The sequence below is a fragment of the Sphaerisporangium siamense genome, from assembly GCF_014205275.1.
In the GTDB taxonomy this organism is placed as follows: Bacteria; Actinomycetota; Actinomycetes; order Streptosporangiales; family Streptosporangiaceae; genus Sphaerisporangium; species Sphaerisporangium siamense.
On the sequence record NZ_JACHND010000001.1, the window covers coordinates 7,531,684 to 7,553,996 of the forward strand.

The 22,313-nt window shown below is 70.3% G+C and carries 18 protein-coding genes; 11 read left to right on the forward strand and 7 right to left on the reverse strand.

Going from position 1 to position 22,313, the window contains the following annotated elements; genetic code table 11:
* Positions 1–271: 271 nt before the first annotated feature.
* The gene (holA, locus tag BJ982_RS34145; protein ID WP_184886956.1) at positions 272–1,240 is read right to left on the reverse strand and encodes a DNA polymerase III subunit delta; all 969 of its coding nucleotides are present in this window, start codon (positions 1,238–1,240) and stop codon (positions 272–274) included.
* A 194-nt stretch (positions 1,241–1,434) separates the two neighbouring features.
* Here holA and BJ982_RS34150 point away from each other — a divergent pair, with 194 nt between their 5' ends.
* Positions 1,435–1,590: a hypothetical protein gene (locus BJ982_RS34150; RefSeq protein ID WP_184886958.1), complete on the forward strand. Its 156-nt coding sequence runs from the start codon at positions 1,435–1,437 to the stop codon at positions 1,588–1,590.
* A 192-nt stretch (positions 1,591–1,782) separates the two neighbouring features.
* Here the strand turns inward: BJ982_RS34150 and BJ982_RS34155 are convergent, their stop codons facing one another.
* Positions 1,783–3,825 (reverse strand): ComEC/Rec2 family competence protein, encoded by a 2,043-nt coding sequence (locus BJ982_RS34155; protein WP_239123203.1) that lies wholly within the window; start codon positions 3,823–3,825, stop codon positions 1,783–1,785.
* 351 nt (positions 3,826–4,176) lie between these two features.
* Here BJ982_RS34155 and BJ982_RS34160 point away from each other — a divergent pair, with 351 nt between their 5' ends.
* The gene (locus BJ982_RS34160) at positions 4,177–4,509 is read left to right on the forward strand and encodes a hypothetical protein (protein WP_184886962.1); all 333 of its coding nucleotides are present in this window, start codon (positions 4,177–4,179) and stop codon (positions 4,507–4,509) included.
* A 610-nt stretch (positions 4,510–5,119) separates the two neighbouring features.
* Here BJ982_RS34160 and BJ982_RS40745 read toward each other — a convergent pair.
* Positions 5,120–6,190: a ComEA family DNA-binding protein gene (locus BJ982_RS40745; RefSeq protein WP_184886964.1), complete on the reverse strand. Its 1,071-nt coding sequence runs from the start codon at positions 6,188–6,190 to the stop codon at positions 5,120–5,122.
* A gap of 592 nt (positions 6,191–6,782) precedes the next feature.
* On the opposite strand from BJ982_RS40745, the gene BJ982_RS34170 reads away from it, so the two are divergent.
* A complete protein-coding gene (locus BJ982_RS34170) occupies positions 6,783–6,953 on the forward strand; it encodes a hypothetical protein (RefSeq protein WP_184886967.1) in 171 nt (56 codons plus the stop codon).
* Between the two features lie 1,151 nt (positions 6,954–8,104).
* Here the strand turns inward: BJ982_RS34170 and BJ982_RS34175 are convergent.
* Together BJ982_RS34175 and BJ982_RS34180 are read right to left on the reverse strand one after the other, a co-directional pair.
* On the reverse strand, positions 8,105–9,007 hold the full coding sequence (locus BJ982_RS34175) for a DegV family protein (protein ID WP_184886969.1): 903 nt from the start codon (positions 9,005–9,007) through the stop codon (positions 8,105–8,107).
* Between the two features lie 127 nt (positions 9,008–9,134).
* Positions 9,135–10,343 (reverse strand): amidohydrolase family protein, encoded by a 1,209-nt coding sequence (locus tag BJ982_RS34180; protein WP_184613326.1) that lies wholly within the window; start codon positions 10,341–10,343, stop codon positions 9,135–9,137.
* A gap of 644 nt (positions 10,344–10,987) precedes the next feature.
* Between BJ982_RS34180 and BJ982_RS34185 the strand changes: the two genes are divergently transcribed.
* The 6 genes from BJ982_RS34185 to BJ982_RS34210 all read left to right on the forward strand — a co-directional run bounded on the left by BJ982_RS34185 (position 10,988) and on the right by BJ982_RS34210 (position 16,670).
* Positions 10,988–11,851 carry an STAS domain-containing protein gene (locus tag BJ982_RS34185; RefSeq protein WP_221482422.1) on the forward strand — a complete coding sequence of 288 codons (864 nt, stop codon included), beginning with the start codon at positions 10,988–10,990 and terminating at the stop codon, positions 11,849–11,851.
* Entirely contained in the window at positions 11,851–12,240 is a 390-nt protein-coding gene (locus BJ982_RS34190; protein WP_203959245.1) for an STAS domain-containing protein, read from the forward strand. Before BJ982_RS34185 ends, BJ982_RS34190 begins: the two co-directional genes overlap by 1 nt.
* Complete coding sequence (locus tag BJ982_RS34195) at positions 12,237–12,662, forward strand: anti-sigma regulatory factor (RefSeq protein WP_239123201.1); 426 nt, start codon at positions 12,237–12,239, stop codon at positions 12,660–12,662. The genes BJ982_RS34190 and BJ982_RS34195 overlap by 4 nt, the downstream gene beginning before the upstream one ends.
* On the forward strand, positions 12,650–13,660 hold the full coding sequence (locus tag BJ982_RS34200; protein WP_184886971.1) for an ATP-binding protein: 1,011 nt from the start codon (positions 12,650–12,652) through the stop codon (positions 13,658–13,660). The genes BJ982_RS34195 and BJ982_RS34200 overlap by 13 nt, the downstream gene beginning before the upstream one ends.
* Positions 13,657–15,003, forward strand: a complete 1,347-nt coding sequence (locus BJ982_RS34205) for a sensor histidine kinase (protein WP_184886973.1) — start codon at positions 13,657–13,659, stop codon at positions 15,001–15,003. Before BJ982_RS34200 ends, BJ982_RS34205 begins: the two co-directional genes overlap by 4 nt.
* Positions 15,004–15,092: 89 nt before the next feature.
* Positions 15,093–16,670 carry a fused response regulator/phosphatase gene (locus BJ982_RS34210; RefSeq protein ID WP_184886975.1) on the forward strand — a complete coding sequence of 526 codons (1,578 nt, stop codon included), beginning with the start codon at positions 15,093–15,095 and terminating at the stop codon, positions 16,668–16,670.
* Positions 16,671–16,677: 7 nt separating this feature from the next.
* On the opposite strand, the gene hflX is transcribed toward BJ982_RS34210, so the two are convergent.
* A complete protein-coding gene (hflX, locus tag BJ982_RS34215; RefSeq protein ID WP_184886977.1) occupies positions 16,678–18,087 on the reverse strand; it encodes a GTPase HflX in 1,410 nt (469 codons plus the stop codon).
* Between the two features lie 214 nt (positions 18,088–18,301).
* A complete protein-coding gene (locus BJ982_RS34220; protein ID WP_239123200.1) occupies positions 18,302–19,090 on the reverse strand; it encodes a DUF4097 family beta strand repeat-containing protein in 789 nt (262 codons plus the stop codon).
* 166 nt (positions 19,091–19,256) lie between these two features.
* Between BJ982_RS34220 and aceB the strand changes: the two genes are divergently transcribed.
* Together aceB and BJ982_RS34230 are read left to right on the forward strand one after the other, a co-directional pair.
* A complete protein-coding gene (gene aceB / locus BJ982_RS34225; RefSeq protein WP_373869669.1) occupies positions 19,257–20,852 on the forward strand; it encodes a malate synthase A in 1,596 nt (531 codons plus the stop codon).
* A complete protein-coding gene (locus BJ982_RS34230) occupies positions 20,849–22,312 on the forward strand; it encodes an FAD-linked oxidase C-terminal domain-containing protein (RefSeq protein WP_184886981.1) in 1,464 nt (487 codons plus the stop codon). Before aceB ends, BJ982_RS34230 begins: the two co-directional genes overlap by 4 nt.
* Position 22,313: the final 1 nt, after the last annotated feature.

Below are 22,313 nucleotides of genomic sequence, written 5' to 3' on the forward strand. Positions count from 1 at the left end.
GGCAACCTCCGCCCCCGACCATCACGAACCGATCCCGGCCTCCTGGCCCTGCTGTGTCTCCCATCCAGGCATTGCCCGCGAGATCACGTGTTCCCGTCCACCGTGGTCAGCGGCCTGCGTAGTGCGGCATGTGCGCGGTGCGGCATGTGACCGTTGCCCACGTGGTCGGCCACCGATGCGGTCAACGGCTACCGCGATCGATGACCACTGCGCGACGGCCGGGCGGTCAATGATCGGTACGGTCAGAGTTGGTGATCAGGGGTTGGTACGGTCAGCGGCCGGTGCGGCTGGCGACGATCGTGTGAATTGTGCGCTCCAGGGCGTAGGCGGGGTCGGTGCCGCCGCCCTTGACCTGCTCGTCCGCCACGGCGACGGCCTGCATGGCGCGGGCGATACCCTCGGGGCTCCAGCCGTTGAGCTGGCGCGTCACCCGGTCGACCTTCCACGGCGGCATGCCCACGTGGCTCGCCAGACGGCCGCCGCGCAGGTTGCGAGGCGCGCTGCCCACCTTTGCCAACGATCGGACGCCCCCCGCCAGCGCGCTGACGATCAGCACCGGCGCGACCCCGGTCGAGAGCGCCCATCGAAGCTGTTCGAGCGCCTCGCCCAGCCGTCCCTCGACGGCCGAGTCGGCGACCGCGAACCCGTTGACCTCGGCGCGGCCCCGATAGTAGCGGGCCACCGCCGCCTCATCCACGGTCTTGCCCGGGGTGTCGAAGGCCAGTTGCGAACAGGCGGCGGCCAGCTCACGAAGATCGTTGCCCACGGCGTCCAACAGCGCCTGGGCGGCGTCCCCGCCGATGGAACGGCCGGCGGCGCGCATCTCGCCCCGGATGAAGTCCAGGCGTTCACCCATCTTGGTCAGCTTGGCGACCGTGATCACGGCCGCTCCGGCCTTCTTGACCCCGTCGACCAGGGCCTTCCCCTTCACACCGCCCGGGTGGACCAAGACGACCACGGCGTCCTCCGACGGCGTCTTGGTGTAGGAGACGACCTCCGCCACCACGTCCTTGCCGAGATCCTGCGCGGACCTGAACACCACCACCGCGCGATCACCGAACAGCGAGGGGGACGTCAGCCGGGTCAGCTCGCCCGGCTCCACCTTGCCACCGAACAGGTCGTGCACCTTGGCCTCGGGGTCGGTGGCGCGCGCCGCCGCGATGACCGAGGTCACCGCGCGGTCGGCGAGCAGCTCCTCGTCACCGATCACAAGCGTCACAGGGGCTGGTTCGGTCGCCATGCGAGCAGCATGCCACGTCCGGAGACTCCCACGGCAATCCACCGACGAACCGGGCAACGTGCTCAGTAACCCCATCTCCCCCATGCGACACAAAAGTTAACGGCTGGTCAGACTGCAAGTAACCAGCAATCCAACTGCAGGTATGCTCTGGGAGTCTTGAGGCACGAAGCACAAAAGAGGAGGTGAGACCCATAATGAAGACCAACCCGCGCAGCCACGACTGTCCGCGCTGCGGAGCGATGCTCGACGAAGGTCCCATCCTCTTCCGCTGCGCCGTCTGCTGCCGCTCCCTCTACGCCGCCGACCTCGACACCGAGTTCCGCACCCACCGCTCCACCTCATCCCGCTGACCCGCGCTCCACAGGTGCCGCCGCACCCAACTGACGCCCCCTGAGCCACAACGGGACTCCCACCACGCCGAGCCCCACCGCCCGACATGAACCTGGGCGCAAGGGCCAAGGTCAGCGGCGCCTCAGGCTTGTCGGGTACTCTCAGCGCGCCGAGCCCCACCGCCTCACATCGAGCTGGGTGCGAGGGCTGGGTCAGTGGTGCCGGGGGACGATGGATAAGTGGTTCTGGGCGGTTGTTACGGCCAGGTCGCCTTGGGTGTCGGTGCGGTAGACGTGGATGCCCAGCGTGCGCAGGCGGGTCAGGGTCAGCGGGGCCGGGTGGCCGTAGTCGTTGTCCTCGCCGACGCTGATCAGCGCCGCGCTCGCCCGGACCGCCGCGAGGAAGCGCGGATCCTGGCGAGCGGAGCCGTGATGAGGGATCTTGAGAATGTCGGCCTGTGGGAGGCCGTGCTTCAGCAGGGCGTCCTGGGCCTCGGTCTCGACGTCGCCGCAGAGGAGCGCGGACCCGGCCGGCCATCGGGCGTGCAGGACGATGCTGGCGTTATTGGCCACCGACCCCTCCCCGGGGCCCGCCATGATCGCCTCCTCGGAAGGCCCCAGGACGGTGAGGGTCAGTGGACCGAGACTCCACGCCATACCAGGTGTCGCGATCCATTCAGGCGTCCGGCGCTGCTGAAGCGCCGCCGTCACCCGGCCCGCCTCCCCTCGTGACCGCTCACCCGGGCTGACCAGGACGGCGCCCACCTGACGTGCCCGGAACACCCCGTTCAGGCCGCCCACATGATCGAAATGCGGATGGGTGAGCACCAGCAGCGGCACCTGTTCGACGCCCAACTCCCGCAGACACCTGTCCACGAACGCCGGTTCGGGCCCCGTGTCCACGACGACCGCCCGGCCCGGCCCCGCCGCCAGGACGAGCGCATCGCCCTGGCCGACGTCACAGGACACCAGCAGCCAGCCGTCCGGCGGCCACGACGCCACGACCGGACGCACCACGAGCACGGCGACGATCGCTCCGCCGGCGATGGCGCACATGGCCAGACGCAACACCGGGCGCCGCAGAAGCAGCCAGAGCGCCACGGCCGCGACAGCCAGCAGAAGCAGCCCCACCGCTCCCCCAGGCCATGACAGGGTGGCCGCGGGCAGACCCGCCGCCTGCCGGGCCACCCAGATGATCCAGCCCACGGCGTACCCGGCGGGCCACACCAGCCAGCGGGCGATCTCGACGCTGACGGGCGCCACCAGCGAGGCCGCGAAGCCCAGCAGCGTGGCCGGGGCCACGGCAGGCCCCGCCAGAAGGTTGGCCGGGACGGCGACCGGCTCCACCTGGCCCGACATCAGCACGAGAAGAGGCGTCACCGCCACCTGGGCCGCACAGGGCACGGCTATCGCCTCGGCGGCGATCGTGGGCATGCGCCGGGCCATGCGGTCGCGCCACCGCGGCGCGAGAACCAGGATGCCTCCGGTGGCGAGCACCGACAGCGCGAAGCCGTACTCACGCGCCAGCCCCGGATCGAAGAGGACCAGTGCGAGCACGGTCGCGGCCAGGGCGGCGAGGCCGTCCCTGGAGCGGCCGGTGCCGAGCGCGACGGCCGCCACACATCCCATCACCAGGGCCCGCAGCACGCTGGGCGAAGGGCGGGCGACCACCGCGAAGCAGAGCATGCCGGCGATGGCCGGCACGGCGCGGGCCGCGAGCGGCAGCCCGGCCAGGCGTCCCATGACGATCACCGCGCCCGCGACGATCGCCAGATTGGCCCCGGACACCGCGGTCAGGTGGCTCAGCCCGGCCGTGGCGAGGTCCCGCCTCACCTGCTCGTCCATCAGAGACAGATCGCCGACGACCAGCCCGGGCAGCAGACCCCGCTCCGCCGGGGGGAGGATGCCCGCGGCCTCGCGCAGGCCGGAGCGGAACATGCCCGCGATGCGCTGGGGTGTGGACGGCCCGGAAAGCACGTCCGGCGCTTTCGAGGCCAGCAGCACCGCGGCTGTGAGCGTCCCCGGCTCGGCGGGGCCGAGCCTGCCACGTACCCGCACACGCTGGCTGGGCAGCAGCGCGTTCCACCCCGGCCCGTTGGCGAACACGACGACCGGGGAATCGGTTCTGGTTCTCGTCCCTGAGGCGCTCTCGACGACCTCGACCGAGCCTTGCACGATCACACGCTCGCGCCGTCCCGCCCCGTGATGTCCCGGCAGCCTCTTGGGGTCGCCGGTAAGCCTCATCTCGACCGTCACGGGAGACCGCGTGACGGCGAGTGCAGCCACCGGGCTGGTAGTGACACTGTGAACCCGGAACCCCACCGCACACGCCACCGCCGCGACACACCCCAGAGCTCCAACGGCGACACTCCCCCACCATGCCCGAGCGCCGTAGCCTCGCGGGGTTTGAGCGACACAGCCCCGCGCGGTCTGAGCGACACAGTCAGACCCCCTATGAGCGACACTCCGCAGCCCGGACTGTCTGAGGACGTCCCGCTCCCCGGCGCATCCGCCGGCGACCGGGATGATCGCCCCACCGTGTCGATGAGGACCGGCAGCAGCCGGATAGCGAGTCACACGCCCCACACGGCAGAACACACCAGCCATGTGACCGAGCACACGACCGACGTGATCGAGCACACGCCCCAGGCAGCTGAGCACATGCCCCAGGTAGCCAAGCGCACAAATCAGGTGACGGGGCGCATGAGCCAGGTGGTGGAGCACGCGATCCAGACGGCCGAGCAGACGGCCCTGGGGAAAGCGCACCAGGCCCATGTGGTGAAGCGCACGACCTTCGCGGTGCCCTATACGACCTGGGTGGCGAGCCGTATGGGCCTCGTCGCCCGCCATGCGTATGAGAGTGATCGCAGCCACGGCCGACAAAGCCGTGACGGCCGTGATCACGCACGTCCGCACAGAGCAGTCCAGCAGCACAAGTGACGTCACCCAGGTGGTAACGGCAGGCGCGACGAGCCGAAGATCCCCGACACTGCGGCCTTTCTCTACCCCTGAATCAGACTTGGATGCCGGTCCGGACCCCATCGAAGTACGCGAACTCCACGACTCAGACGACACCATCGTCCGAATCCTCCGGCCCCACGTGGACACCACCCGAAAGCCGCGTGCCAGGTCGAACGACTCAGCCCACCACCTCACGTGCCCACCCCCTCGACGAGGCGGACCGATACGTCCAAGCGAAGGAGATCGCGCACTTGCACACGGCATGCGTGAAGGCGGCCGTTCTTACGGCCGACCCCACGGCGCAAGTCGTCGGAGAGCACCTGAGCGATCGGAGACTCCACGATGGAGAGGGGCGCAGAGATGTCGGACTGGAGGGCTGTAGCGTCCTTGGGATATGAGGTGACTCGGGAGACTTGGGGCGCCGGTTCGCGGGATCGGGACACCACCGGTTCACCGGGTCGGGGGCACCACCGGTTCACGAGATCGGGGCACCACCGGTTCGCAGGACCACGTGCTTGGGCGGGGTGGTGGGTGGTTCTGCGGCGGCGTGGTCGTGCGTTCTCAATGCGGTGTGTGGGGCGGTAGCGGTTCATACGCGGACCTTGTCGCGGAGCGCGGCGAACTTGCGGTCGCCTATGCCCGATACGTCGCGGAGTTGCGTGATGCTGCGGAAACCCGCGTGGGTTTGGCGGTACTCGATGATGCGTGCGGCGAGGACCTCGCCGACGCCGGGCAGGGTTTCCAATTGGCTTGGTGTCGCCGCATTGAGGTCAAGTGGTTCGGCTTGAACGGCGGTCGGGTCGGCCGGCGGTGATACAAGGCCCTCGCCTGATGCCCCGGTACCGCTAGAGGCATAGTGAACGCCTTGGCCACGGCCGCCGACGACGATCTGTTCGCCGTCGATGAGCTTTCTCGCCAGGTTCAGGGGGCCCGTGCCGCCGGATCTCACTCCGCCGGCTGCCTTCACCGCATCGGCCACCCGGGATCCGATGGGGAGGAGGACGATGCCCGGCTTCTTGACCTTCCCGGTGACATGGACGATCACCTGCGCCGTAGGCGACGGCATGGGGAAGGCACCCGGGGCCGCCGGTTGTGTACCGCCCGATGGGAAGGATGCCTTGGTGGCCGGGAGTGGAGAGCCGGCCATGGGGGACGGCGGGGCAACCGGCTCGGCGGACGGCCGCGACCGCCAGGCGTAGATACCCCCGGCAACTGCCGCGAGCAACCCCAGAACCAACAGCAAACGCAGCCCCTTACGCCCCGGATCGAGAACGGAGCCATACTCGGCCACACCGTTCACCCGGCCACGAAGAGAGTCACCGACCTCGCCATGAACAGCGCCGTCCCTCCGAGCGCGCAGAGGGTCATTCACGCGATCATGCGGGGAATCACGCACCCCACCAGGAATGGTGTCCTCCATCCGGCCGCGTAGGGGGTCATTCACGCGACCATGCAGAGACTCACTCACCTGCTCGTGAGGAGTGCCGTCCTCCCAGCCATCCAGAGGATCGTTCACCCGACCGTGCAGAGAAGCACTCATTTCGGCATGGACAGAGCGGACCATCCGGCCGTGCAAAGGGTCATTCACGCGACCGTGCAGAGAATCATTCAGCCGGCCGCCGGGAGAGTCATCCACCTCGTCGCGCGAGGGGTCGTCCACCGGGTCGTGGAGAGAATCGTCCCCCTGGACGCGGAGGGAGCCGTCTACTCGACTGCTGGGAGAGTCATTGACCTGGCTGTGTAGAGGGGCGGTCGTCAGGGATTTGTTTGTTCGGGTGCGGAGGAAGTTGGTCAGTTTGGTGTGGAGAGGGCGGGGTGGGGTGGGTTCGGCGTGGATGCGTGTCGCGGGGGGCGGGGCGTGTTCGGGATCGCGTGCGCCGGTTTGCGGGACGTCCTCGTGATCGGGAACGTTTTCGTGGGCGGGCCACAGGTCGGATCGGCGTCTGCGGGCATACGCGTCGGGGCCCGATATCTCCTCGACCTCAGGCGCGTCGTAAGGGCGTGCCATGTCCTCCCCCGAGGGTGTCGGATGATCTGCGTGGACGTGTGTGCGGGGCCGCCAGGGCGCTCCTAGAGGAGCGAGCGCACGCAGCCGGGACACCGCGGCGTCGCTCTCCTGAACAGACCTGCTGACCGTTCCCACGAGGGCGAAATTACGTGGGCGTGGACAGCCCTGAATCGGCCGAAGCCGGTTCTGTGGATAACCGAGCCGCTGTATGGAGGGCCGCGCCGCGGAGAACCTCTACGGAGGAGTGACCACCGCTACGTACGCCCGACTGTTCCTTCAGCGGATCCGGGCCGTGTACCTCGACGGGACGACGGTCGGCCAGGTGAACGTCTGGCTCGACCAGCGACTGCGCGCCCTGCACGTCCTGAACGGCTCTTCACGCGGTCCGGGCGTATCCGTCGTCGGTCAGCCCTAACAAAGAAGCAGCCCAGACCGGCAAAGGGCGGTCCTGGCTATAGACGGCGTCTCTGGCCATGGCGGCCACTCCTAGACCGCCCATTCGGTAGAGCCGTCCGCGTGAGGTGTCTGAGCGATCTGGGTAGAGATGCGCCCCTCATCCGCTGCTCGCGCCTTTCGTTCGCGCCTTGCGCTTGTGCCCTTCGTTCGCGCCTTGCGTTGGCTGGTGGCGCAGGTGGTGGGTGGGATCGCGGTGCTTAGCCACGATGGCGGGTCACGGGTGGGCTCAACTCACCTCAGCCATTGAGCCTTCTCTTTGGGCGGGATGGTCTGATGTTTGCGGCGGGGATGCCTGGGCGGTTCGCGGGCGTGAATCCGGCGGGGTTTGCGCCTCGGGTTCGCTGATGGCGCAGGTGGTGGGAGCGATCTGGGTAGAGATGCGCCCCTCATCCGCTGCTCGCGCCTTTCGTTCGCGCCTTGCGCTTGTGCCCTTCGTTCGCGCCTTGCGTTGGCTGGTGGCGCAGGTGGTGGGTGGGATCGCGGTGCTCGGCCACGTAGGCGGGTCACGGGTGGGGGCAACTCACCTCGGCCGTTGAGCCCTCTCTTTGGGCGGGATGGTGTGGGGTTTGCGGCGGGGATGGCTGAGCGGCCGCGGGCGTGAGTACGGGTTCGTTCGTGTTTTGGGTTCGCTGGTGGCGGGTGGTGGGTGCGATCACTGTGGTGGGGCGCGATGGCGGGTCGGGGGTGGGTGGTGGGCTCGTTGGTCGGCGTGCCTGGTTCTGAGCTTTCGGCTTGCCCTCCGCTTTCTGTGGCCGGCAGTTGCCGCTGGCCTGGCCTCATCGTCCGCGCTGGCCTTCAGCTTCGCCTTGGCCCCGTCTCCGCCTTGGCCCCCTATCCGCCTTGGCCCTCTCTCCGCCGCCCTGGCTCCATCTCCGCCCTGGCCCGGTCCTCTGCTCTGGCCCTGGCGCTTTCCTGCTGGTCTGGGGGAATTCAAAGGCGGGTGTCTGGGTGTCTTGGCGGGATTGATAGTGGGGGTAGGGGGGTCTATTCGGCTAGGTGGTTACTGAGTGTGTGTTTAGGGGGTTTAGGGAGGTGGATCGTCTATTGGTGGGTTATTTGGGGGCGGGGGCGTGGTGGGTTGTGTGGGAGGGCTATCTGGGGGCGGTTAGGTCAGCGGGGTTGGGGGTTGGGTGAGGGTGAGGTGGGGTGGCTAGGGGGGAGGTGGGTCAGGGTAGGGGTGATGGCGACGCCGAGCATGCCGGGGCCGACGTGGACGCCGACCACCGGGGCGACCTCCAGGACACGGATGCCGGCCAGGGCGGGGATCCGTTCGGTGAGGTGCTCGGCGACCATGGCGGCGCGAGCGGCCGCGGCGAGGTGGTGGACGGCCACGTCGGCCGGGGTGTCGCCCGCGGCGCGGACGGCGAGTTCCTCGAGGCGGGCGATCGCCCGGCCGGCGGTGCGTACCTTCTCCAGGGGCGCGATCGTGCCCTGGGTGATGTGCAGCAGCGGCTTGATGGCGAGCGCCGAGCCGAGCAGGCTCGCCGCGGAGCCGATGCGTCCGCCCCGGCGGAGGTACTCCAGCGTGTCCACGTAGAAGTAGGTCTTGGTGGCGTCGGCGCGGGCGCGGGCCACGGCGGCCACCTCGTCATGGGAGGCGCCCCGGCGGGCGGCTTCGGCGGCGGCGAGCACGGGGAAGCCGAGTCCCATGGCCAGGGATCCGCTGTCCACGACGTCTACGGGGATGGGGGCGTCCTTGGCGGCTATCCGCGCGGCGTCCACCGTGCCGGACATGTCCCCGGAGATATGGATGGAGACGACGCTCGCGGCCCCCCGCGCGGCTGCGGCCTCGTAGGCGTCCTTGAAACGCTGGGGCGCGGGTCGCGAGGTGGTCACCGGCGACCGTGCCCGGAGCGCGGCGGCGACCCCTTCCGCGTCGATCTGAATGGAGTCATCCAGGGTGCGCCCCTCGATGACGACCTGTAGGGGGATCACGGTGACGCCCAGCCGCGCGGCCTCCGCCCGATCGAGGGAGGAGGTGGAGTCGGTGACCACGACGACCGGTTGCGACATGCCCGAAGGCTACGCGACACGTCACCGGCTGCTCGCCCCGCCTGGACCCGGACCGGGGGCGTCGGGCCCGTGGACCCAAGCCCGCCGGGGGCTTGGGCGCACGCGAGTCGAGGTGGGTGAGTGGTTCTTACTGGACGGGGGTGCCGCCGCGCCAGACGCGGCGGGGCTTCAGGCCGAAGCCCCAGGCGAAGGCGCCCTCGTGGTCGGCGTCCCACTGGACGATGTCGGCGAGGCGGCCCGGGGCGAGGACGCCGCGGTCCGGAGCGCCGAGGACGGTGGCGCCGCCGAGGGTGGCGGCGCGCAGGGCGTCGCCGACGCTGATGCCGAAGGCGGCGACGGCGAGGCTGATCACCAGGGACATCGAGGTGATGCCGCAGTGGCCGGGGTTGTGGTCGCTGCCGAGGGCGATGGTGACGCCCTGGGCGAGCATGCGACGGACCGGGGGCAGGTTGCCCTGCTGGAGGGCGGTGCCGGGGCAGACGACCGCGGGCACGCCGTAGCGTCCGAGGAGGGCGATGTCCTCGTCGGAGGTGTTGTAGAGGAGGTCGGCGGAGGCGCAGCCGAGCTCGGCGGCGAGCTGGACGGCGCCGCGCCGCTTGTGGGCGCCGGCGTGGATACGCGGCAGGAGGCCGACGTTGCGGCCGGAGGCGAGGACCCAGCGGGCCTCGTCGGTGGTGAAGTGGCCTTCGTCGCAGTAGACGTCGACGCTGTCGGCCCCGGCCGCGGCGGCGTCGGCGCACCACGAGCCCACGGCTTCGACGTAGTCGCGCTGGCGGCCGAAGTACTCGGGCGGCACGACGTGGGCGGCGAGGAAGGTGACGTGCACCCGCGGCATCATCGGCTCTTTTTCCAGCTCGCGCAGGAGCCGGACGTCGGCGAGCTCGCCGTCGCGGGTGAGGTGGTAGCCGGTCTTGGCCTCGACGGTGGTGGTGCCGTTGAGGAGCCAGTCGCGCAGGCGCTCCCTGACGCCGTTGCACAAGGTCCACGGGTCGGTGCCGCGGGTGACGGTGACGGTGGAGCCGATGCCGCCGCCCGCCGCGGTGATGGCGCTCAGCGTGGAACCGCCGGAGCGCATGGCCAGCTCGGCGTAGCGGTTGCCCGCGTACACCGGATGGGTGTGGGCGTCGATGAGCCCGGGCGTCACGAGGGCGCCGCCGAGGTTCTCGACGTGATCGACGTCCACGATGTCGTCGACGACACCGGGGACGCTCTGCGGCAGGTCGGCGGCTCGTCCGACCCAGGCGATCCTGTCGTTGTGGACGAGGATCGCGGCGTTGCTGCAGACGTCGTTGCCGGTCCAGAGCCTGCCGATGTTGGTGAGAAGCCGCACCGTCATGGCATCACCACCCGGTTCTTGGCCACCGGAGCCCGCTCCGGGGCGGCCGCGGGGACATTCCAGAACGCGAAGAGGCCCCAGCGTGAGCCGGGCGCCACGCCCGCTGGGTCCGCTCCGTTTCCGGACGTCATTGGGGGGTCTCCTGATCTCATCCGCACGCGATGTGCGATGACGGTACCGTCCGGATCATGGCCGGGCGATTTCAGTTCAGTTACGTTATTTCACAGGTCGGCTCGCTGTACAGGCTTATTGAGAAGAACGCCGGTTCGTCATCCCCTGCGTCAGGTCGGCGATCTCCACACCCCGCGCGTCGATATCTGCCCAAGGGTCACGCCTGGTGTCGACCTAGCCTCTGCTGCACCAGCAGTCACACACGTCATCATGCGAAACCAACGCCAGAATGTCTCGTCAGGGTTTCCATATCGTAGCAATATTCAAGCCTCGCGGGCCACAGCGCTTTTCCTGCACCGATGCGAGGTTTTGCCCACCACATGACGGTTACCGCCTGCTTTGCCCTGATCATCCTGATCTAGAACGGGTGTCGCATATGTCCGGAAGGTGGGATGATCTTGGTCTACCCAGTGTAGCCTCTCTGGAGAACACCGTATTCGCTAGCCACACTGTGGGTTGGCCGGGGAGCCATCTTGACCGTCCAGGACAATACCAGCAGGCATCACATCGAACAGCTGCTTCGTGAGCACGAGAGCCGCATCCTCGACCGCTGGGTGAAGATCTCGAACGAGCCGCTGCTCGGCCGTGTCAACGAGACCGAGACCCGGAAGGAACTGCAGGAGCTCTACCGCGCCTTCCTGCAGACACTGGTCCAGCCCGAGACCGTCTCCGAGCTGCGGGGCCTGCTGGGCGAGCTGTCCCGCTCCCGCGCCCGCCAGGGCTTCACCCCCAGCGAGACCGCGGTCGCCGTCTTCGGGCTCAAGGAGGCCGTCTACGAGATCGTCGAGGCCGACGGCAGCGAGCAGGCGCTGCGCGGCTTCGTCTGGCTCTCCCGCACGATCGACGGCCTCGGCCTCAACACCTTCGAGGCCTACACCGCGGCCCGCGACAAGATCATCACCGAGCAGACCGAGCAGCTCCTGGAGCTCTCGACCCCGGTGGTCAAGCTGTGGGACGGCATCGTCTCGGTCCCCCTGGTCGGCACCCTGGACTCCGCCCGCACCCAGGTCGTCATGGAGAAGCTGCTCCAGATCCTGGTCGACACCGGCTCGGAGTACGCGGTGATCGACATCACGGGCGTGCCGGCGGTCGACACCCAGGTCGCCCAGCACCTGCTCAAGACCGTGATGGCCGCCCGCCTGATGGGCGCCCAGTGCGTCATCTCCGGCATCCGCCCGCAGATCGCCCACACGATCGTCACCCTGGGCATCGAGTTCGGCGACATCGTCACGAAGGCCACCCTCGCGGACGCGCTGGCGTACACGCTGAAGCAGAGCGGGGTGGAGGTCGTGAGCAAGAAGCAGACCCGCGTGGCGATCCGGGCCGAGGAGGCCTGATGGACCGCGTGCCCATCCTGAAGATCGGTGACATCCTCCTCGTCTCGATCCAGGGAGATCTCGACGACCACGCCGTCCTCACCCTTCAGGAGGACCTGGCGGACCGCGTCGTCGCCACCAGCGCGGTGGGCGTGATCATCGACATCACCGCCGTCGAGATCGTCGACTCGTTCGTCGGGCGCATGCTGTCGACGATCGCCGGGATGGCCCGCATGCTGGACGCCGAGACGATCGTCGTCGGCATGCGCCCCGCCGTGGCCATCACTCTGGTCGAGCTCGGGCTGTCGCTCGGCGGCCTGCGCACGGCGCTCGACCTTGAGAAGGGCATCGCCCTGCTCGGCCGCCATGCCCGTGGGGCCGCGGACGAGCTGTCGCCGGTGGGCCCGTGAGCCACCCCCCGCCCCGCATCGTGGAGCCCACGGAGGAGCTCACCATCACGTCCAACGACGAGGTGGTGATCGTCCGTCAGAAGGTCCGCGCGGCGGCCATCGAACTCGGCTTCTCGCTGATCGACCAGACGAAGGTCGTGACGGCGGCGAGCGAGCTCGCCAGGAACACCCTCGTGCACGCGGGCGGCGGCCATGCCCGCATCGAGATCCTCGACCGCGGCGGGCGTCGTGGGCTGCGCCTGGTGTTCGGCGACAACGGTCCCGGAATCGCCGACCTGAACCTGGCCCTGACCGACGGCTGGAGCAGCGGAGGCGGCCTCGGCCTCGGCCTGAGCGGCAGCCGCCGTCTCGTCGACGAGTTCGAGCTCGATTCCGAGCCCGGCCGGGGAACGGTCGTGACGGTGACGAAATGGACCCGCTAGGCCCCGAGCGGGAGGACTCCTGGCTGAGGCTCGAAGACGCCAGCGCGATCGGCGCGGCCCGCAGGATGGCCACCGCGCTCGCCCGGGACAGGGGGTTCGACGACGAGCACGTCGGCCAGGTCGCCGTGGCGGTGAGCGAGGCCGCCTCGAACCTGGTCAAGCACGCCCGGGTCGGCTTGATGCTGATCCGCCCGCACCCGGGCGCCCTCGGGACGGTCGAGGTGATCTCGATCGACAGCGGCCCCGGCATGTCCGACACCGTTGGACCGATCCGGGACGGCTATTCCACCACCGGCACGCTCGGCATCGGCCTCGGCGCGATCACCCGTCTGGCGGACTCCTACGACATCTACTCCCAGCCGGGCAAGGGAACCGTCCTGACCATGCTGTTCACGGCACGTGGCACGTCCGTCCCCGACACCGTGGCGTGCGGGCTGGGACGGCCCGTGGGCGACGAGATCGTGAGCGGTGACGCGCTGGCCTTCGAGGAGACCCCCGACACGGTGACGGCCATCGTCTGCGACGGCCTCGGCCACGGCATCGGAGCGGCGGAGGCGTCGCGCGAGGCCGTCCGGGTCTTCCGCGCCGCCCCGGAGGTCACGCCGGTCTCGATGATCGAGCGCGTGCACCGCGCCCTCGGGCACACCCGGGGAGGCGCCGTGGCGGCGATCCACGTCGACAGGAGGTCGCGCGCGGTGACGTACGCCGGCATCGGGAACATCTCCGGGTGGATCGTCACGCCCACCGGGCGCCAGGGGATGCTGGCCATGCCGGGCATCGCCGGGCACAACGCCCGCCACATGCGGGAGTCCCGCTACGAGCTCCCCCCGCACGCCGTGATCGTGCTGCACTCCGACGGGCTCACCGAGCGCTGGGACCTCGCCGCCTATCCCGGCCTGCTGCGCCACTCGGCGCACGTCATCGCCGGCACGCTGTTCCGCGACTCGGCCATCCGCCGGGACGACGCGAGCGTGCTCGTCATCCGGACCGGCCCATGACCCGCGAGCTGATCACCGTCGTCCTGGAGGACGACCACGCCGTGTTCGCGGTCCGGCAGGTGGGCCGTGACGTCGCCGAGGCCGTCGGCCTGGACGAGCTGGACCGCATCCGGGTGGGCACCGCGCTCAGCGAGGTGGGCCGTGAGATCGTCGCGGGCGGGCGCCGGGCGACGATCACTTTCCGCCTGGACGAGGGCGTGGGCCTCGTGCTGGAGCTGTCCTACTCGGAGGGCCCGCGCAAGGTCGCCGCCGCGGGGATGCTGCTCGCGGGCCGTCTCATGGATACGGTGGACCACGATGACGGGACACGCCGGATCACCATGGTGAAAAGGGTTCCCGGGTCTCGCGACCTCGCCGAGGGGGCGCTGGGAGAGATCCGGGCGAGGCAGGGCGAGCTGACGCCCGCGGGCGTGCTGGAGGAGCTCCGGCAGCAGAACCGCGAGCTCGCCGCCGCGCTGGAGGACTCCCAGGAGCAGCGTCAGAACCTGCTGCGGCTCAACGCCGAGCTGGAGGAGACCAACCAGGGCGTCCTCGCACTGTACAACCAGCTCTCGGAGGAGCTGGAGGAGACCAACAGGGGCGTGGTCGCGCTGTACGCCGAGCTGGACGAGAAGTCCGCCCAGCTCCGCGAGGCCAGCGAGGCCAGAAACCGCTTCTGGGCCACGATCAGCCACGAGCTGCGCACCCCGCTGAACTCGATCATCGGCCTGGTACGGCTGCTGCTCGGGCCGGGCGGCGAGGATTTGAGCCAGGAGCAGCAGCTCCAGGTCGAGCTGATCGGCGGCTCCGCGCAGACGCTCCTGGCGCTGGTGGCCGAGCTGCTGGACATGGCCAAGGCCGAGTCGGGCCGCCTGACCCCGCAGCCGGCGGCCGTGGACGTCCCCGCGCTGGCCGACCGGCTGCGCATGACGCTGAACCCGACGAGCGCCGACCGGGTCCGCCTCACCGTCGACGTCCGCCGGGCGCCGCAGACGCTGACGACCGACGAGGTCCTGCTGTCGCGGGTGCTGCGCAACCTGATGTCCAACGCGCTGAAGTTCACCGAGGCGGGCGAGGTGAGCCTCACGGCCTACACCGACCACGGCGAGGTGGTGTTCGTGGTCGCCGACACCGGTATCGGCATCCCCGACGAGCTCCAGCAGCGCGTGTTCGAGGAGTTCTTCCAGATTCCCGGCCCCGTGCAGACACGGGCGCGCGGCACCGGACTCGGCCTGCCGTACGCGCGCAGGCTGGCCGAGGCGCTGGGCGGCACGCTGCAACTCACCAGCGTTCCGGGTGAGGGCACGACCGTCACCGTGCGGCTGCCGCTCGCCCCGGAAACCGAGACCCCCCAGACCGGTTAGCCTCGGCGTTCCGGAGGCAGAACCCACCCGGACGCCACTCGGTGGCCGGTCTCAGGTACGCCCCGACCCGGTGCTATCAAAGAGGAACGATGACTGAGAAACCAGGAACCATCTTGGTGGTGGACGACACCCCCACCAAGCGGTACATCCTGGGCAGCTGGCTGCGCAGGGCCGGGCATGACGTCGTGGAGGCCACCTGCGGCGAGGAGGCCCTCCGCCTGGTGCGGGCCGTCTCGCCCGACCTGGTGATCCTCGATGTGCGACTGCCCGACATCGACGGGTACGAGGTGTGCGAGCGGATCAAGGCCGACCCTCTCACCATGGCCATTCCGGTCATCCAGATCTCGGCGCACGCCATCGCCGTGGCCGACCGCGCGCACGGGCTCTACCGGGGCGCCGACGCCTACATGGCCGAGCCGATCGAGCCCGAGGAGTTCCTCGCGACCGTGCAGGCCGCGCTGCGCTACTACCGGGCGCGCCAGCGGGCCGAGCGCATGGCCAAGCGGCTCAGCGAGCTGACCAACGTCACGCTGCAGATGAGCGCGAGCACGACGTTCGACAGGCTGCTGCGGGTGGCGGTGGAGGGCACGTCCCAGATCCTGGACCGCAGGGCCGGGGCGCTGGCCATCGCCCTGGACGGCCGTATGCGCCGCTACACCGCGATCGAGCCGGGCGGCATGTCCAGGAGCCGCGGGGCCCCCGACGACAGCCTGGACAAGGTGACGGCCGCGACGCTGGGCACCTCGGCGGGCACGGCCGAGTTCACCATGGCGCGGAACGACTGGCTGGGGATCATTCCCGACACCGACGTCGTCACGGGCATCACCGCCGTCGTCTCGCGCACCCGGTCCGAACGCCCGGCGGTGGTGCTCGGCGTGGACCGCTCGGAGCCGCTGGACTCCGACGAGCTGGACATCCTCAAGCAGCTCGGCCAGGCGCTGACGCTGGCCGTGGACGCGCTCCGCGCCTACGCCGAGGAGCACATGATCGCGCTCACCCTGCAGCGCAGCTTCCTGCCCTCCCACATCCCGCCCACGCCGGGGCTGGAGGTGGCGCTGCGCTACGAGCCCGCCATCGACAACGTGGAGGTGGGCGGAGACTTCTACGAGGTCATGCGCCTCGGCGACCGGCTGCTCGTGGGCATCGGCGACGTGCAGGGGCATTCGCTGCACGCGGCGACGGTGATGGCCGAGCTGCGGCACGCCCTGCGCGCCCTGGTGGTGGAGGAGCAGGATCTCGGGCGTCTCATGGGGCGGCTGAACGACGTGCTCCGCCGCTACCACCCCTCGATGACCGCGACGGTGTGCCTGCTGCTGATCGACGTGGCGAGCGGCGTGGTCGAGATCGCCAACGCCGGGCACATCCCGCCGATCATCGTGGCCGACGGCGAGGCCCACTACCACGACTGGGGCAACCTGCTGATCGGCGCCGCCCCCGAGGAGTACCGGGTGGACCGGCTGAAGCTCCCCGGGAACGGCGCCCTTCTCATGTTCACCGACGGCCTGATCGAGGACCGGGACGTGCCGCTCGACCAGAGCCTGGAGGTCGTGCGGAGCATCGCCGAGTCCTTCGACCGGGACCTGGAGATGTTCTGCGACCGCCTGATCGCGCACTTCGGGGCCCGGGAGGACGACGTGGCCATCGTCGCCCTCCGGCGGACCGGCTGACGGCGGGTCAGACGACGGTCTCGACGGGCTTTCCCGTGCGGTCGAGCTCGGAATAGAGACCGGCCGGAACCCGGGCCCGCAGCACCGTGCCGTCGGCGGTGTGGTCGATCGACAGCACCTCGCCCTCCTTGTGCGCCCGGGAGATGAGATCGCCCCGGTCGTACGGCACGAGCATGTGGACCTCGTGGTCCAGGTGTGGCAGTTCCCGCTCGATCACGGCGAGCAGCTCGTCGATGCCCGCCCCGGTGCGGGCGGACACGACCACGCTGTGCCGCTCGCGGGTGGCCAGGCGGGCCAGCACCACCGGGTCGGCGGCGTCGGCCTTGTTGACCACCACGATCTCGGGGATGTGGCTCACGCCGTCGAGGTCGGCCAGGACCTCGCGGACGGCGGCGAGCTGGGACTCGGGGTCCGGATGCGAGCCGTCCACGACGTGCAGGATCAGGTCGGCGTCGGCGACCTCCTCCAGCGTGGAGCGGAAGGCCTCGACGAGCTGGTGCGGCAGGTGGCGGACGAAGCCGACGGTGTCGGCGATCGTGAACAGCCTGCCGTCCGGCGTGCGGGCCCGGCGGACGGTCGGGTCGAGGGTGGCGAACAGGGCGTCCTCCACCAGGACTCCGGCGCCCGTGAGACGGTTCAGCAGCGAGGACTTGCCGGCGTTGGTGTAGCCGGCGATGGCCACGGCCGGGACCTCGCGCCGCGCCCTGCGCGAACGCATGGTCTCGCGGGCGGTGGACATGCCGCCGATCTGCCGGCGCAGCTTGGCCATGCGCTCGCGGATGCGGCGGCGGTCCAGCTCGATCTTCGTCTCACCGGGGCCGCGGCCTCCGATGCCCACGCCGCCGGCGGCGCGGCCGCCGACCTGGCGGGACAGGTTGCCACCCCAGCCGCGCAGGCGCGGCAGCAGGTAGCTGAGCTGGGCCAGCTCGACCTGCGCCTTGCCCTCGCGGCTCTTGGCATGCTGGGCGAAGATGTCGAGGATCAGGGCCGTGCGGTCGATGACCTTGACCTTGACGACCTCTTCGAGCTGGCGCAGCTGACCGGGCGTGAGCTCGCCGTCGCAGATCACGGTGTCGGCGCCGCTGGAGGCGACGATGTCGCGCAGCTCGGCGGCCTTGCCGGATCCGATGTAGGTGGCGGAGTCGGGGCGCTGGCGCCGCTGGATCAGGCCCTCCAGGACCTGCGATCCCGCGGTCTCGGCCAGGAGCCTCAGCTCCTGCAGGGAGTTCTCCGCGTCGACGACGGTGCCGGTGGTCCACACCCCGACCAGGACCACCCGCTCCAGGCGGAGCCGGCGGTACTCGACCTCGGTGACGTCCTCAAGCTCGGTGGACAGTCCGGCGACCCGCCGGAGCGCCTGCCGGTCGTCGAGGTCGTAGTCGCCGGCGGCGAGGTGTTCGTAGGACTCGTTGGACATATACGTCTTCTCTGTGGTTATGGTCGCGCTCCTCGGCGCTCGTGGGGCTCACCGTTACGCACAGTTCAACACGGGGACCCCGTTGTTGTCTTCCCTTACGATCGTGCCACGCGGACCTCGTCGATTCACCTTGTTATCCGCACAGATCACCGCGAAGCAGACGTTACCCACCGACCACCGAGCATTCCCCCCGGCGGAGCACGGCGCCGCCGCGTCAGCCCTTGAGCACCTTGGCCTCGCCGGACCCCGTCTGCACCATGATCCTGCGCGGCGACGCCGGGTCGTTGGCGACCTGCATGGTGTGGTCGCCGGAACCGGTGGTGAGGCTCACGTGGTAGGTGTTCTGCGGCACGTGCACGATGCCGTCCCCCGAGCCGGTCCCGATCCGCACGTACTCGGGGACGCTGGTGAAGCGCAGCTCCACGTCGCCGGACCCGCTGTCGGCCTCCGCGTACGTGGCGCCGAGCCCGCGCGCGTCGACGGCGCCGGATCCGGTCTTGGCGTCGACCCGGCCGGACAGGGCGCGCAGGGTGATGTCGCCCGACCCGGCCTCCAGCTTCACGTTGAGCCCGCGCGGGACCTCGACCTTGTAGTCGACCCCGCACGTCCAGCCGCCGTTATCGCAGGTGAAGCCGAGCTTGAGCGTGTCGCCGTCCATCGGGTGCTTGGTCTTCGGCTTCTCGCTCTTCCAGTGCAGCGTCTCGGTGACGCGCACCCCCGTGCGCGCGGACTCGGTCACCACGATGTCGCCCGCGCCCCCCTCGACGCGCAGCAGGCCGATCCGGCCGGTCACGTCGTAGGTCTCGGTCGCCTGCTTGGTGGGCCCGGCGATGTTCTCCAGGCCGCAGGCGCCGAGCAGCAGTCCCGCGCCGAGCACGAGCCCGGCGGCCATCATCGGCCGCGCGCGTCCCCGCGGGGGGCGCGGCCCCCGTCCGGAGCCGGGGGAACCCTCCGGGTCGCCGGGGGACTCGGAGGACGGCTCGGAGGACAACGTCTTCGTCATGCTCCAAGCCTGCCGCCCGGCGTGTCCCGCGCCCATCGGGGAACGCCCCGAGACAGCCCTTAGGGATCCCTCAGGGGCACCCGGCGTTGACCCCTGAGCCGTCGCTCGGTAGCGTCGATTCCGTAATTCAGAACTCTTTTTCCATATTGTGGAAGTCCTGGAAAGGATGGCCATGGACGGCGTTGAGATCACCGGCCCTCGGCTGGACCGCTTCGACGAGATCCTCTCCCCCGAGGCCCTGACCTTCGTCGCCACCCTGCAGCGCGAGTTCGACGGCCGGCGCCGCGAGCTGCTGGAGGCGCGGCAGGCACGCCAGGCCGAGCTGTCCTCGGGCGGCACCCTGGACTTCCTGCCGGAGACCAAGGCGATCCGCGAGGACGAGGCCTGGCGCGTGGCGCCGCCCGCCCCCGGCCTGGTGGACCGCCGCGTCGAGATCACCGGCCCCGTCGACCGCAAGATGACCGTCAACGCGCTCAACTCCGGGGCCAAGGTCTGGCTCGCCGACTTCGAGGACGCCAACTCCCCGCTGTGGGAGAACGTCGTCAACGGCCAGCTCAACCTGCGCGACGCGCTCGACCGCACGATCGACTTCGAGACCGGCGGCAAGCGGTACGCGCTGCGCCCCGACGACGAGCTGGCCACCGTCGTGGTCCGCCCCCGGGGCTGGCACCTCACCGAGAAGCACGTCCTGGTGGACGGCGCGCCGTTCTCGGCCTCGCTGTTCGACTTCGGGCTCTACTTCTTCCACTGCGCCCGCCGCCAGCTCGACAAGGGCCGCGGGCCGTACTTCTACCTCCCCAAGATGGAGTCCCACCTGGAGGCCCGCCTCTGGAACGACGTGTTCACCCGGGCGCAGGAGCTGCTCGGCGTGCCGTACGGGACGATCCGGGCGACCGTGCTGATCGAGACCTACCCGGCGGCGTTCGAGATGGAGGAGATCCTCTACGAGCTGCGCGACCACTCGGCGGGCCTCAACGCGGGCCGGTGGGACTACCTGTTCAGCGTGATCAAGAAGTTCCGCACCCGGGGCCGGGAGTTCCTGCTGCCCGAGCGCAACGCGGTGACGATGACCGCCCCCTTCATGCGCGCCTACACCGAGCTGCTGGTCCGCACCTGCCACCGGCGCGGGGCGCACGCGATCGGCGGCATGGCGGCGTTCATCCCCTCCCGCCGCGACCCCGAGGTCAACAAGGTGGCGCTGGAGAAGGTGCGCGCCGACAAGACGCGCGAGTCGGGCGACGGCTTCGACGGCTCCTGGGTCGCCCACCCCGACCTGGTGCCGATCTGCCGCGAGGTGTTCGACTCGGTGCTCGGCGATGAGCCCAACCAGCTCGGACGGCTCCGCGAGGACGTCTCGGTGTCGGCGGGCGAGCTGCTGGCGGTCGCCGAGACGCCGGGCGACATCACCGAGGCCGGCCTGCGCAACAACGTGGACGTGGCCCTGCGCTACCTGGCCGCCTGGATGGGCGGCAGCGGGGCGGTCGCCATCCACAACCTGATGGAGGACGCCGCCACCGCCGAGATCTCCCGCTCGCAGATCTGGCAGTGGATCCACAACGGCATCGAGCTGGCCGACACCGGCGAGATCGTCACCCGCGAGATGGCCGAGCGCGTCATCGCCGAGGAGCTCGCCAAGATCGGCGAGCAGCCCGGGTTCGACGAGCCCCTGTACCGGCAGGCCGCCGAACTGTTCCGGGAGGTCGCGCTGGACGACGACTTCGCCGAGTTCCTGACCCTGCCCGCCTACGCCCGCATGCCATGACCACCGGCCCCGCCGCCCTGCCCGGCCTGACCGCCCGCCTGCTGGAGCTGCTGGGCCCCGGCGGGGTGATCACCGACCCGGTGCGGCTGCGCACCTACGAGTGCGACGGGCTGACCTACCACCGGGCCACGCCGGGCGTGGTCGTGCTGCCGGAGACCGCCGCGCAGGTCGCGGCGGTCGTCCGGGCGTGCCACGAGACCGGCACGCCGTTCGTCGCGCGCGGATCGGGCACCGGCCTGTCCGGCGGCGCCCTGCCGCGCACGGACGGCGTGCTCATCGTGACCTCGCGGATGCGCCGGATCCTGGAACTGGACATCCCCAACCGGCGGGCCGTCGTGGAACCCGGCGTCACCAACCTGGCGATCAGCGAGGCGGCCCGGCCGTACGGCTACTATTACGCGCCCGATCCGTCCAGCCAGCAGATCTGCACGATCGGGGGCAACGTCGCGGAGAACTCCGGCGGCGCGCACTGCCTGAAGCACGGCTTCACGGTCAACCACGTGCTCGCGATCGAGCTGGTCACCCCCGAGGGCGACATCGTGACGCTCGACGCCATGGACCCCGGGTACGACCTGCTCGGCGCGTTCATCGGCTCGGAGGGCACGCTCGGCATCGCCACGAAGGTCACCGTCCGGCTGTCGCGCGAACCGGAGACCGTGACGACGCTGCTCGCCGCGTTCCCCGACGTGGAGTCCGGCGGGGTGGCGGTGTCGGCGGTCATCGGCGCGGGCGTCCTGCCGGCGGCGATCGAGATGATGGACGCGCTGGCCATCGAGGCGGCCGAGGCCGCGGTGCGGTGCGACTACCCGCCCGGGGCCGGGGCCGTGCTGATCGTCGAGCTGGACGGCCCCGCGGCCGAGGTCGCCCACGAGTTCGCCCAGGTGGAGCGCCTGTGCCGCGAGAGCGGGGCGTTCGAGATGCGCGTGGCCGACGACCCGGCGCGGCGCGCGGCGATCTGGAAGGGCCGCAAGTCGGCGTTCGCGGCCGTCGGGCGGATCAGCCCCGCCTACCTCGTGCAGGACGGCGTCGTGCCGAGGACGGCGCTGCCCGCGGTGCTGGCGGGCATCGAGGAGCTGTCGGCGCGGTACGGCATCCGCGTGGCCAACGTCTTCCACGCCGGGGACGGCAACCTGCACCCGCTGGTGCTGTTCGACGACGCGGAGGAGGGCGCGGCCGAGCGCGCCGAGATCGTGTCCGGGGAGATCCTGGACCTGTGCCTGCGGTACGGCGGGTCGATCACCGGGGAGCACGGGGTGGGCGTGGACAAGTCCCGATATATGCCGAAGATGTTCACCGCGGAGGAGCTGGACACGATGCAGCTCGTCCGCTGCGCCTTCGACCCCGCCGGCCTGTCCAACCCCGGCAAGATCTTCCCCACGCCCCGGCTGTGCGGGGAGGCCCCCGGGGTGCGTAAGGGCGTACACCCTCTGGTGGCCTCCGGAGAGGCGGACCTGTTCTGAT